The sequence below is a fragment of the Streptococcus sp. OH4692_COT-348 genome (assembly GCF_003859975.1).
GTDB lineage: Bacteria > Bacillota > Bacilli > Lactobacillales > Streptococcaceae > Streptococcus.
In genome coordinates this window covers 46,346-59,202 of the sequence record NZ_RQZB01000004.1, presented here as the reverse complement: position 1 = coordinate 59,202, position 12,857 = coordinate 46,346, and the positions used below count along the sequence as shown (strand labels likewise).

8 protein-coding genes are annotated in these 12,857 nt (G+C 41.3%); 5 read left to right on the top strand and 3 right to left on the bottom strand.

Going from position 1 to position 12,857, the window contains the following annotated elements; translation table 11 throughout:
* Positions 1 to 53 precede the first annotated feature (53 nt).
* Together EII37_RS03160 and EII37_RS03155 are read left to right on the top strand one after the other, a co-directional pair.
* Entirely contained in the window at positions 54 to 1,943 is a 1,890-nt protein-coding gene (locus tag EII37_RS03160) for a DUF2207 domain-containing protein (protein ID WP_124787564.1), read from the top strand.
* A 61-nt stretch (positions 1,944 to 2,004) separates the two neighbouring features.
* A complete protein-coding gene (locus tag EII37_RS03155) occupies positions 2,005 to 2,850 on the top strand; it encodes an undecaprenyl-diphosphate phosphatase (RefSeq protein ID WP_124787563.1) in 846 nt (281 codons plus the stop codon).
* Positions 2,851 to 2,884: 34 nt separating this feature from the next.
* On the opposite strand, the gene dinB is transcribed toward EII37_RS03155, so the two are convergent.
* On the bottom strand, positions 2,885 to 3,946 hold the full coding sequence (dinB, locus tag EII37_RS03150) for a DNA polymerase IV (protein ID WP_124787562.1): 1,062 nt from the start codon (positions 3,944 to 3,946) through the stop codon (positions 2,885 to 2,887).
* Between the two features lie 237 nt (positions 3,947 to 4,183).
* On the opposite strand from dinB, the gene pflB reads away from it, so the two are divergent.
* Both pflB and EII37_RS03140 read left to right on the top strand, forming a co-directional pair.
* Positions 4,184 to 6,508: a formate C-acetyltransferase gene (pflB, locus tag EII37_RS03145; protein WP_000260628.1), complete on the top strand. Its 2,325-nt coding sequence runs from the start codon at positions 4,184 to 4,186 to the stop codon at positions 6,506 to 6,508.
* A gap of 355 nt (positions 6,509 to 6,863) precedes the next feature.
* Positions 6,864 to 8,969 carry an ATP-dependent Clp protease ATP-binding subunit gene (locus EII37_RS03140; protein WP_124787561.1) on the top strand — a complete coding sequence of 702 codons (2,106 nt, stop codon included), beginning with the start codon at positions 6,864 to 6,866 and terminating at the stop codon, positions 8,967 to 8,969.
* Positions 8,970 to 9,028: 59 nt separating this feature from the next.
* Here EII37_RS03140 and EII37_RS03135 read toward each other — a convergent pair whose 3' ends face one another.
* Positions 9,029 to 9,511: an S-ribosylhomocysteine lyase gene (locus EII37_RS03135; RefSeq protein ID WP_000032547.1), complete on the bottom strand. Its 483-nt coding sequence runs from the start codon at positions 9,509 to 9,511 to the stop codon at positions 9,029 to 9,031.
* 94 nt (positions 9,512 to 9,605) lie between these two features.
* Complete coding sequence (locus EII37_RS03130; protein ID WP_124787560.1) at positions 9,606 to 11,090, bottom strand: DUF1846 domain-containing protein; 1,485 nt, start codon at positions 11,088 to 11,090, stop codon at positions 9,606 to 9,608.
* Positions 11,091 to 11,242: 152 nt separating this feature from the next.
* Between EII37_RS03130 and EII37_RS03125 the strand changes: the two genes are divergently transcribed.
* Positions 11,243 to 12,853, top strand: coding sequence for an alpha-glucosidase (locus EII37_RS03125; protein ID WP_124787559.1), 1,611 nt, complete (start codon positions 11,243 to 11,245; stop codon positions 12,851 to 12,853).
* Positions 12,854 to 12,857 lie beyond the last annotated feature (4 nt).

Sequence of the window (12,857 nt, the reverse complement as noted above, 5' to 3'; positions counted from 1 at the left end):
TACTTGAGAAAAAATGATATAATGATAGCAAAGATAAAAAGGGGGCTTAGTTGATGAAAAAAACTTTTTTCTTACTGGTGTTAGGCTTGTTTTGCCTTTTGCCATTCTCTGTTTTTGCCATTGATTTCAAGATAAACTCTTATCAAGGGGATTTGTATATTCATGCAGACAATACAGCAGAATTTAGACAGAAGATAGTTTACCAGTTTGAGGAGGACTTTAAGGGTCAAATTGTGGGACTTGGACGTGCTGGCAAGATGCCTAGTGGATTTGACATTGATCCTCATCCAACGGTTCAGGCCGCGAAAAACGGTGCTGAACTAGTAGACGTTACTAGCGAAGTGACAGAAGAGGCGAATGGTTACACTGTGAAAGTTTATAATCCAGGTCAGGAGGGCGACATAGTTGAAGTTGACCTAACATGGAATTTAAAAAATTTGCTTTTTCTATATGATGACATCGCTGAATTAAATTGGCAACCTCTGACAGATAGTTCAGGAGCTATTGGAAAGTTTGAATTTCATGTAAGGGGAGACAAGGGAGCGGAAAAACTCTTTTTCCATACAGGCAAACTTTTTAGAGAGGGAACGGTTGAAAAGAGTAATCTTGATTATACTATCCGTTTAGACAATCTTCCGCCTAAGCGTGGAGTTGAATTGCATGCCTATTGGCCTCGGACCGATTTTGCTAGCGCTAGGGATCAGGGATTGAAAGGGAATCGTTTAGAAGAGTTTAATAAGATAGAAGACTCGATTGTTAGAGAAAAAGAGCAAAGTAAACAACTCGTTACTTGGGTCTTCCCTTCCATACTTTCCATCTCTCTGTTATTGAGTGTTTGCTTCTATTTCATCTATAGAAGAAAGACCACTCCTTCCGTCAAATATGCCAAAAATCATCGTATCTATGAACCGCCAATGGAATTAGAGCCTATGGTATTATCAGAGGTTGTCTACTCGACCTCCTTGGAGGAAGTGAGTCCCTTGGTCAAGGGAGCGGGAAAATTCACCTTCGATCAACTTATTCAAGCTACCTTGCTAGATGTGATAGACCGTGGGAATGTCTCTATCATTTCAGAAGGAGATGCAGTTGGCTTGAGGCTAGTAAAAGAAGATGGTTTGTCAAGCTTTGAGAAAGACTGCCTAAATCTGGCTTTTTCAGGCAAAAAAGAAGAAACTCTTTCCAATTTGTTTGCGGATTACAAGGTATCTGATAGTCTTTATCGTAGAGCAAAAGTTTCTGATGAAAAACGGATTCAAGCAAAGGGGCGTCAGCTCAAATCTTCTTTTGAAGAAGTATTGAACCAGATGCAAGAAGGAGTGAGAAATCGGGTTACCTTCTGGGGGCTTCCGGATTACTATCGTCCTTTAACTGGTGGGGAAAAGGCCTTGCAAGTGGGTATGGGACTCTCTACTATCTTGCCTTTATTTATCGGATTTGGTTTGTTCTTGTACAGTTTGGATGTTTATGGCTATCTTTACATCCCCTTGCCAATACTTGGTTTTCTAGGTTTAGTGTTGGCTGTTTTCTATTATTGGAAGCTTCGACTAGATAATCGTGATGGTGTCCTAAATGAAGCAGGAGCAGAAGTCTACTATCTCTGGACCAGTTTTGAAAATATGTTGCGTGAGATTGCACGATTGGATCAGGCTGAGTTGGAAAGTATTGTGGTCTGGAATCGCCTCTTGGTCTATGCGACTCTATTTGGTTATGCGGACAAGGTCAGTCATTTGATGAAGGTTCATCACATCCAAGTGGAAAATCCAGATATAAACCTCTATGTAGCTTATGGCTGGCACAGTATGTTTTATCATTCAAGCGCGCAAATGAGCCATTATGCTAGTGTCGCAAATACAGCAAGTACCTACTCCGTATCTTCTGGAAGTGGAAGTTCTGGAGGTGGCTTCTCAGGAGGCGGAGGTGGCGGCAGTATCGGAGCCTTTTAAAGAGAACTGCCATAGACTGAAAAAGTATGCTATAATGGAAGATAGAAAAAAGGAGTAATCTATGTATCTTATTGAAATTTTAAAATCTATCTTCTTTGGTATTGTCGAAGGAATTACGGAATGGTTGCCGATTTCCAGTACAGGTCACTTGATTTTAGCAGAGGAATTTATCCAATACCAAAATCAAAATGAAGCCTTTATGTCCATGTTTAATGTTGTAATTCAGCTTGGAGCGATTTTAGCGGTTATGGTGATTTACTTTAACAAGCTCAATCCCTTTAAACCTAGTAAAGACAAGCAGGAAGTTCGTCGAACTTGGCAATTGTGGTCTAAAGTTCTTGTAGCTACTTTACCTTTACTTGCTGTATTTAAGTTTGATGATTGGTTTGATACTCATTTCCATAATATGGTTTCAGTTGCTCTTATGTTGATTATTTATGGGATTGCCTTTATCTATTTGGAAAAGCGCAATAAAGATCGTGCTATCGAACCAACTGTAACAGAGTTGGACAAGCTTCCTTATATGACAGCCCTCTATATCGGTCTTTTCCAAGTTCTTGCCCTTTTACCAGGAACGAGTCGTTCTGGGGCAACGATTGTCGGTGGTTTGTTAAATGGAACCAGTCGTTCTGTTGTGACAGAATTTACCTTCTATCTTGGGATTCCTGTTATGTTTGGAGCTAGCGCATTAAAGATTTTCAAATTTGTAAAAGCAGGACAACTCTTGAACTTTGGGCAATTGTTCTTGCTCTTGGTTGCGATGGGAGTAGCTTTTGCAGTCAGCATGGTGGCTATTCGCTTTTTGACCAGCTATGTGAAAAAACACGACTTTACCCTTTTCGGTAAATACCGTATCGTGCTTGGTAGTATCTTATTGATTTATAGCTTTGTTCGTTTATTTGTGTAAGAAAAAACCTTGAAGGGTCAGACTCTTCAAGGTTTTAAAATCCAGTCACGGTAATCCCCAACAGGCGGACACCTCTTTCTTTCTCGTTTAACTCTTCATAGAGTTGCAGGGCTATTTGGCTTATCTGACTAGCATCCTGTGTTTTTTGAACAATACTTTTTCGTTTAGTAAGAGTTGAAAAGTCTTCGTAGCGGATTTTCAAAATGACAATTTTTCCAGCTTTTTCTTGTTGATGTAGATTGAGAGCAACTCTTTCTGATAGAAGAGTCAGCTCTTTCTTGATGTCTTCCTCGGCACGGAGAATCTTTCCATAGGTTTTCTCCTTACCGATTGATTTACGGATGCGATTGGATTTGACTGGAGAGTTGTGAATGCCACGAGCCTTTCGATAAAGGTCATAGCCCAGTCTGCCAAAACGGTCTATTAGGGTTATCTCAGAAACTTCAAGTAGATCAGCGCCAGTAAAAACGCCCATTTGATGCAGACGTTCCACCGTCCTTTTTCCTACTCCATGAAACTTGGAAACATCCATTTGTTTGAGAAAATCCTTAGCTTGGTCAGGTAGAATTACTGTCAAACCATGTGGCTTTTGATAATCGCTGGCCATTTTAGCTAAGAATTTGTTGTAGGAAACGCCTGCGGAAGCAGTTAAATGGAGTTCTTGCCAGATATCCTCTTGAATGAGGCGAGCGATTTTGACCGCTGACTTAATCCCGAGTTTATTTTCTGTCACGTCTAAATAAGCTTCGTCAATGCTCATAGGTTCTATCAAATCTGTATAACGTTTAAAGATGGCTCGAATCTGGAATCCTACAGTCTTGTATTTCTCATAATTCCCTGAGATGAAGACGGCCTGTGGACATCGTTCATAAGCTTCCTTGGAACTCATGGCAGAATGGACACCAAAAGCTCGTGCCTCATAGCTACAGGTAGAAACGACTCCCCGTCCACCTGTTTGCCGAGGGTCGCTTCCGATAATGACAGGTTTTCCTCTGAGTTTAGGATTATCTCTGATTTCCACGGCAGCAAAAAAGGCATCCATGTCAATATGGATGATTTTTCTTGACAAATCATTTAACAAAGGAAAAATCAACATCCCTAGCACCTTTTTACTGCTTATTTTCTTTTATTATACCCTTTTTTCTGAAAAAAAGAAAAAAGGACTTTATTTTTTCAAAAATATAATACAGTTTGGGGCAAAATATAGACTGTTTTAGAAAAGAAAGTTTAAAAATAGGGATTTTTCGCTTGTTGAAATCGGTTACTGTATGGTATACTTGTCTCATGAATGTAACAGATGACTGTTACTAGAAAGAAAAAAGAGGACATTAACATGGTTGTTAAGACAGTTGTTGAAGCACAAGATATTTTTGATAAAGCTTGGGAAGGCTTCAAAGGCGTAGATTGGAAAGAAAAAGCAAGTGTATCACGCTTCGTACAAGCTAACTACACACCTTACGATGGAGACGAAAGCTTCCTTGCAGGACCAACAGAACGTTCACTTCACATCAAAAAAATTGTAGAAGAAACTAAAGCACACTACGAAGAAACTCGTTTCCCAATGGACACTCGTCCAACATCTATCGCTGATATCCCAGCAGGATTTATCGATAAAGAAAACGAAGTTATCTTCGGTATCCAAAACGATGAACTCTTCAAATTGAACTTCATGCCAAAAGGTGGTATCCGTATGGCTGAAACTACTTTGAAGGAAAATGGATACGAACCAGACCCAGCTGTTCACGAAATCTTCACTAAATACGTAACAACAGTTAACGACGGTATCTTCCGTGCTTACACTTCAAACATTCGTCGCGCTCGTCACGCTCACACTGTAACTGGTCTTCCAGATGCATACTCACGCGGACGTATCATCGGTGTTTACGCACGTCTTGCTCTTTACGGTGCAGACTACTTGATGCAAGAAAAAGTAAACGACTGGAATGCAATCGAAGAAATCGATGAAGAAACAATCCGTCTTCGTGAAGAAATCAATCTTCAATACCAAGCATTGCAACAAGTTGTTCGCTTGGGTGACCTTTACGGAGTTGATGTTCGCAAACCAGCTATGAACGTTAAAGAAGCTATCCAATGGGTTAACATCGCCTTCATGGCTGTCTGCCGTGTTATCAACGGTGCTGCTACATCTCTAGGACGTGTGCCAATCGTATTGGATATCTTTGCAGAACGTGACCTTGCTCGTGGTACATTTACTGAATCAGAAATCCAAGAATTCGTTGATGATTTCGTTATGAAACTTCGTACAGTTAAATTTGCTCGTACAAAAGCTTACGACCAATTGTACTCAGGTGACCCAACATTCATCACAACTTCTATGGCAGGTATGGGTAACGACGGTCGTCACCGTGTTACTAAGATGGACTACCGTTTCTTGAACACTCTTGACAACATCGGTAACTCTCCAGAACCAAACTTGACAGTTCTTTGGACTGACAAATTGCCATACAACTTCCGTCGCTACTGTATGCATATGAGCCACAAACACTCTTCTATCCAATATGAAGGTGTAACAACAATGGCTAAAGACGGGTATGGTGAAATGAGCTGTATCTCATGCTGTGTGTCTCCACTTGACCCAGAAAATGAAGAACAACGCCACAACATCCAGTACTTCGGTGCACGTGTAAACGTATTGAAAGCCCTTCTTACTGGTTTGAACGGTGGTTACGACGATGTTCACAAAGACTACAAAGTATTTGACATCGAACCAATCCGTGACGAAGTTCTTGAATTTGAATCAGTTAAAGCTAACTTTGAAAAATCTCTTGACTGGTTGACTGACACTTACGTAGATGCTTTGAACATCATCCACTACATGACTGATAAATACAACTACGAAGCTGTTCAAATGGCATTCTTGCCAACTAAACAACGTGCTAACATGGGATTCGGTATCTGTGGATTTGCTAACACTGTTGATACATTGTCAGCTATCAAATATGCTACAGTTAAACCAATCCGTGATGAAAATGGCTACATCTACGATTACGAAACAATCGGTGAATACCCACGTTGGGGTGAAGACGACCCACGTTCAAACGAATTGGCAGAATGGTTGATCGAAGCTTACACAACTCGTCTACGTAGCCACAAACTTTACAAAGACGCAGAAGCTACTGTATCACTATTGACAATCACATCTAACGTTGCTTACTCTAAACAAACTGGTAACTCACCAGTCCACAAAGGTGTATACCTCAACGAAGATGGTTCTGTGAACTTGTCTAAACTTGAATTCTTCTCACCAGGTGCTAACCCATCTAATAAAGCTAAAGGTGGATGGTTGCAAAACTTGAACTCACTTTCTAGCCTTGACTTTAGTTATGCAGCTGATGGTATCTCATTGACTACACAAGTATCACCTCGCGCTCTTGGTAAGACTCGTGACGAACAAGTTGATAACTTGGTAACAATCCTTGATGGTTACTTCGAAAACGGTGGACAACACGTTAACTTGAACGTTATGGACTTGAACGATGTTTACGAAAAGATCATGTCAGGTGAAGACGTTATCGTACGTATCTCTGGATACTGTGTAAACACTAAATACCTCACTCCAGAACAAAAAACTGAATTGACACAACGTGTATTCCACGAAGTTCTTTCAATGGATGATGCTTTGGATGCGTTGAGCTAAGATTATATAAAATAATACAAAGAAGGACTAGTTAAAAGCTAGTTCTTCTTTTTGTAAAATTTATTGGTCAATTAAAGTCAAATCTCTTGACCTTTTCTGACTAATGTAGTATATTATGAACGTAGGGTAAATGAAAGCCTTACTAGAACGCTTATTTAAAGTGAAATAGAAAGAGGTGGGTCTATGTTTAATCTCGAAATCTTCAGAAGTAAAGATAGTCTACTCCTGCTTGAAAAAGACAAACCAGAAATAGTACGTAGAGTAGTTAGTTAGCTAGTCTAAATTTTTCAAAACAAAGGTCAAAGATAGTCAATATCAGTAATAATAACGAAGAAAACAAAAAGAGGTAAAGAATATGAACAACAACTTTAATAATTTTAACAATATGGATGATTTATTTAACCAATTGATGGGTGGTATGCGAGGATATAGTTCTGAAAATCGCCGCTACTTGATTAATGGACGTGAAGTGACACCTGAGGAATTTGCTCACTATCGTGCAACTGGTCAATTGCCAGGAAATGCAGAAGCTGATGGACAAATGCCGCATCATACGTCAGGTATGAAACAAGATGGTGTCCTTGCAAAACTAGGTCGAAACTTGACTGCAGAAGCGCGTGAGGGCAAGCTGGATCCTGTTATCGGACGAAACAAGGAAATTCAAGAAACATCTGAAATCCTTTCACGCCGTACCAAGAACAATCCTGTTTTAGTCGGAGACGCAGGTGTTGGTAAGACAGCAGTTGTCGAAGGCCTAGCACAAGCTATTGTGAACGGAGATGTCCCAGCTGCCATTAAGAACAAGGAAATCATTTCCATTGATATCTCTGGTCTTGAGGCTGGTACTCAATACCGTGGTAGCTTTGAAGAAAATGTGCAAAATCTAGTCAACGAAGTAAAAGAAGCAGGAAATATTATCCTCTTCTTTGATGAAATTCACCAAATCCTCGGTGCTGGTAGCACTGGTGGAGACAGTGGTTCTAAAGGGCTTGCGGACATTCTCAAGCCAGCCCTCTCTCGTGGTGAATTGACTGTTATTGGAGCGACAACTCAAGATGAATACCGTAACACCATCTTGAAAAATGCAGCTCTTGCTCGTCGTTTCAACGAAGTTAAGGTCAATGCTCCTTCAGCAGAGGATACCTTTAAAATCCTTCAAGGGATTCGTGACCTCTATCAACAACACCATAATGTCATCTTGCCAGATGAAGTCTTGAAAGCAGCAGTAGATTATTCTGTCCAATACATTCCACAACGCAGCTTGCCAGATAAAGCTATCGACCTTGTCGATGTAACAGCGGCTCACTTGGCAGCTCAGCATCCTGTAACAGATGTGCATGCTGTTGAACGTGAAATTGAGGCAGAAAAAGACAAGCAAGAAAAAGCAGTTGAAGCAGAAGATTTTGAAGCAGCTCTAAACTATAAAACACGCATCGCAGAATTGGAAAAGAAAATCGAAAACCATACAGAAGATATGAAGGTGACTGCAAGTGTCAACGATGTGGCTGAATCTGTAGAACGTATGACGGGAATTCCAGTCTCACAAATGGGAGCATCAGACATCGAACGTCTGAAAGATATGGCTCATCGTCTGCAAGATAAGGTAATCGGTCAAGATAAGGTAGTTGAAGCTGTAGCTCGTGCTATCCGTCGTAACCGTGCCGGTTTTGATGAAGGTAATCGCCCAATCGGTAGCTTCCTCTTTGTAGGTCCAACTGGGGTTGGTAAGACAGAACTTGCTAAGCAATTGGCACTTGATATGTTTGGAACCAAGGATGCGATCATCCGTTTGGATATGTCTGAATACAGTGACCGCACAGCCGTTTCTAAGCTAATTGGTACAACAGCAGGTTATGTGGGTTATGATGACAATAGCAATACCTTGACAGAACGTGTTCGTCGCAATCCTTACTCTATCATTCTCTTGGATGAGATTGAAAAGGCTGATCCTCAAGTCATTACCCTTCTCCTCCAAGTCTTAGACGATGGTCGTTTGACAGATGGTCAAGGAAACACGGTAAACTTCAAGAACACTGTCATTATTGCGACATCAAATGCTGGATTTGGCTATGAAGCTAACTTGACAGAAGATGCGGATAAACCAGAATTGATGGACCGTTTGAAACCATTCTTCCGTCCAGAATTCCTCAACCGCTTTAACGCAGTCATTGAGTTCTCACACTTGACTAAGGAAGACCTTTCTAAGATTGTAGACTTGATGTTGGCTGAAGTCAACCAAACCTTGGCTAAGAAAGACATTGATTTGGTAGTCAGTCAAGCGGCTAAAGACTATATCACAGAAGAAGGGTATGACGAAGTCATGGGTGTTCGTCCTCTCCGTCGCGTGGTTGAACAAGAAATTCGTGATAAGGTGACAGACTTCCACTTGGATCATTTAGATGCCAAACACCTAGAAGCAGATATGGAAGATGGTGTTTTAGTCATTCGTGAAAAAGCCTAAGCCAAAATTTTGAGAATAAAAAGAAGGAGCCAGCTGAAAAGCCGGTTCCTTTTTCGTGTTTAGATGACATGACGCTCAAAGGCATCATCTGAAATCCCTTGTTCAAGGATGAGTTTAGCCCATTCTTTAGCAGAAAAGAGGCTATGGTCCTTGTAGTTACCACAAGATTCGATGGTTGTTCCAGGAACATCTTCCCAAGTAGTAGTCTCAGCGATTTCCTTGAGCGAATCCTTGATGACGGCCGCGATTTCAGCACTGGTGTGACGTCCCCACATAATCATGTGGAAACCTGTACGGCAACCAAATGGTGAACAGTCAATCATGCCGTCAATGCGGGTGCGGATGAGTTTTGCCAAGAGGTGCTCGATAGTGTGAAGACCAGCAGTAGGGATAGAGTCTTCGTTTGGTTGCACCAAGCGAATATCATAATTGGAGATGATGTCTCCCTTTGGTCCTGTTTCTTCTCCAATCAAGCGAACATAGGGTGCTTTAACAATGGTGTGGTCAAGTTCAAAACTTTCAACAATAACTTCTTTTGACATGGTAAATCCTTTCAGTTTTCTTCTTTCATTATAACATAAAGCCAGCTCTTGAGGCAGAGAGAAAACCTCTCCGAGGGTGAAGATGTTCAAATCGTTACTTACGATACAAGCGGTCGTATTGGTAGTATGGGTCAAAGGTTACATTGATACCCAATTTACGAAGGACATTCTTGTCTTCATCTGTCAAGATAATGGTTGAGTGAGCTTCGCTTCCTTTGAGGTTGCCAAGTTCTTCCATGGCATGCGCAGCGTCAGGGTTTTCCGTAGCTGTGATAGCAAGTGCAATCAGGATTTCATTTGAATGCAGGCGTGGATTACGACTACCCAGATGATCGATTTTAAGACCTTGGATTGGCTTAACAACTTCAGGTTCGATTAGTTTCACTTCTTTAGCAATGTCAGCTGATTTCTTGATAGCGTTGATAAGAGCAGCTGCTGTAGGGCCAAAGAGTTCTGAGTTCTTACCTGTGACGATTTCCCCAGTTGGCAATTCAAGAGCTAGAGCTGGTCCGCCAGTTTCTTCAGCTTTTTGACGGGCAACGACAGCAACCTTGCGGTCTGCAGGTGTGATACCGAGGTCGTTCATGAGTAACTCGATTTTCTTGACAGCTGCTTCACCAACTTTTTCGGCTTTAAAATCAAGAACGGTTTGATAGTAACGGCGGATGATTTCTTGTTTAGAAGCTTCGATAGCAGCTTCATTATCTGTAATAGCGAAACCAACCATGTTGACACCCATATCTGTCGGAGAAGCGTATGGAGATTTACCAAGGATACGTTCTAACATGCGCTTGAGCACTGGGAAAATCTCGATATCACGATTGTAGTTGACAGTGGTTTCTCCGTAGGTTTGGAGATGGAAGGGGTCAATCATGTTGACATCATCAAGGTCAGCTGTGGCAGCCTCGTAGGCCAAATTGACTGGATGATGAAGGGGAAGATTCCAAACTGGGAAGGTTTCAAATTTAGCGTAGCCAGACTTGATACCATTGATTTGGTCATGGTACATATTGGACATACAGGTTGCCAATTTTCCAGAACCAGGTCCAGGAGCGGTTACGACGATCAAGTTACGACTGGTTTTGATGTAGTCGTTTTTCCCCATACCTTCTGGAGAAATGATGTGATCCATATCCGTCGGATATCCTTTGATTGGATAGTGAAGATAAGAATCAATTCCGTTTTTCTCGAGTTGGTTGCGGAAGGCATCTGCAGCTGGTTGCCCAGCGTACTGTGTGATGACCACTGAGCCGACAAAAATTCCCAGTTCATTGAATTTGTCAATCAAGCGAAGAACTTCTTGGTCATAAGAAATGCCCAAGTCACCACGTGCTTTAGAATGTTCGATGTTGCTAGCGTTAATGGCAATTACAACCTCAACCTGCTCTTTCAATTCTTGCAAGAGCTTGATTTTGTTGTCAGGCTCATAACCAGGAAGAACACGAGCAGCGTGGAAATCTTCTAGCATTTTGCCACCAAACTCCAAATAGAGTTTGCCGTCAAATTGGTTAATGCGCTCCAAAATGTGGTCGCGTTGTAGATTCAAATATTGTTCAGAACTAAAAGCTTGTTTTTTCATTTTTTTACCTCTGACCTCTATTATAATAAAAAATTGGCAGTTAGGAAACTATGGAGTTAAAAAACGAATCAAAAAGATTAGGCAAACGCTTGCACAAAATTCTGAAAAGCGTTATCATAGACTATAGATTATGAAAATAATGAGGTAAGAAGATGCAAGAAAAGTGGTGGCACAATGCCGTAGTCTATCAAGTCTATCCAAAGAGTTTTATGGACAGCAATGGAGATGGAATTGGTGATTTGCCAGGAATTACCAGTAAGTTAGACTATCTAGCTAAGTTAGGGATTACAGCGATTTGGCTTTCTCCAGTTTATGACAGTCCTATGGATGATAATGGATATGATATTGCTGATTATCAAGCGATTGCAGCTATTTTCGGGACCATGGAGGACATGGATGAACTCATTGCAGAAGCTAAGAAGCGTGATATCCGAATTATCATGGACTTGGTGGTCAATCATACCTCAGATGAACATGCTTGGTTTGTCGAGGCTTGTGAAAATCCTGATAGCCCTGAGCGAGACTACTATATCTGGCGGGACGAACCCAACGACCTAGATTCTATTTTTAGCGGGTCTGCTTGGGAATATGATGAAAAGTCAGGTCAGTACTATCTTCACTTTTTCAGTAAGAAACAGCCGGATCTTAACTGGGAAAATGAAAAACTTCGTCAGAAAATTTATGAGATGATGAACTTCTGGATTGATAAAGGGATTGGTGGATTCCGCATGGATGTCATTGACATGATTGGGAAAGTTCCTGACGAGAAGGTGGTTAATAATGGTCCCATGCTCCATCCTTATCTCAAGGAGATGAACAGAGCCACTTTTGGCGACAAAGATCTCTTGACAGTAGGGGAGACTTGGGGAGCAACGCCAGAAATCGCTAAACTTTACTCTGATCCAAAGGGCCAAGAATTGTCTATGGTCTTCCAGTTTGAACACATCTGTCTTCAATATCAGGAAGGGCAACCTAAATGGCATTATCAAAAAGAGCTGAATATCGCTAAGTTGAAAGAAATCTTCAACAAATGGCAGACAGAGTTAGGAGTTGAGGACGGCTGGAATTCGCTTTTTTGGAACAATCATGACCTCCCTCGTATTGTCTCTATCTGGGGGAATGACCAAGAATATCGCGAAAAATCTGCCAAAGCCTTTGCTATCTTACTTCATCTCATGAGAGGGACTCCTTATATCTACCAAGGTGAGGAAATTGGGATGACCAACTATCCGTTTGAAACACTGGATCAAGTAGAAGATATTGAATCCCTCAACTATGCGCGTGAGGCTCTTGAAAAAGGCGTTCTGATGGAAGAAATCATGGACAGTATCCGTGTCATTGGACGTGACAATGCCCGTACCCCTATGCAATGGGACGAGAGCAAAAATGCTGGTTTCTCAACAGGTCAACCTTGGTTGGCAGTGAATCCAAACTATCAATCAATCAACGTTCAAGAAGCACTGGCAAATCCAGATTCTATTTTTTATACTTATCAGAAGTTGGTCCAAATTCGTAAGGAGAATAGCTGGCTGATTCAAGCTGACTTTGAACTCTTGGAAACAACTGACAAGGTCTTCGCCTATATCCGTAAAGATGGGGGCCGTCGTTTCCTAGTTGTGGCTAACTTGTCCAATGAAGAGCAAGACTTGACCGTAGAAGGAAACGTCAAATCTGTTTTGATTGAAAACACCACGGTTCAAGGAGTTTTTGAAAAACAAATCTTGGCTCCATGGGATGCTTTCTGTGTGGAATTGACTGACTAAAAAG

Bases quoted from the DNA above. Each gene is read 5' to 3' on its own strand.
- EII37_RS03130 (WP_124787560.1), bottom strand. From the start codon at position 11,090: ATGAAAAAACAAGCTTTTAGTTCTGAACAATATTTGAATCTACAACGC.
- EII37_RS03160 (WP_124787564.1), top strand. From the start codon at position 54: ATGAAAAAAACTTTTTTCTTACTGGTGTTAGGCTTGTTTTGCCTTTTG.
- EII37_RS03155 (WP_124787563.1), top strand. From the start codon at position 2,005: ATGTATCTTATTGAAATTTTAAAATCTATCTTCTTTGGTATTGTCGAA.
- dinB (WP_124787562.1), bottom strand. From the start codon at position 3,946: ATGTTGATTTTTCCTTTGTTAAATGATTTGTCAAGAAAAATCATCCAT.
- pflB (WP_000260628.1), top strand. From the start codon at position 4,184: ATGGTTGTTAAGACAGTTGTTGAAGCACAAGATATTTTTGATAAAGCT.
- EII37_RS03140 (WP_124787561.1), top strand. From the start codon at position 6,864: ATGAACAACAACTTTAATAATTTTAACAATATGGATGATTTATTTAAC.
- EII37_RS03135 (WP_000032547.1), bottom strand. From the start codon at position 9,511: ATGTCAAAAGAAGTTATTGTTGAAAGTTTTGAACTTGACCACACCATT.
- EII37_RS03125 (WP_124787559.1), top strand. From the start codon at position 11,243: ATGCAAGAAAAGTGGTGGCACAATGCCGTAGTCTATCAAGTCTATCCA.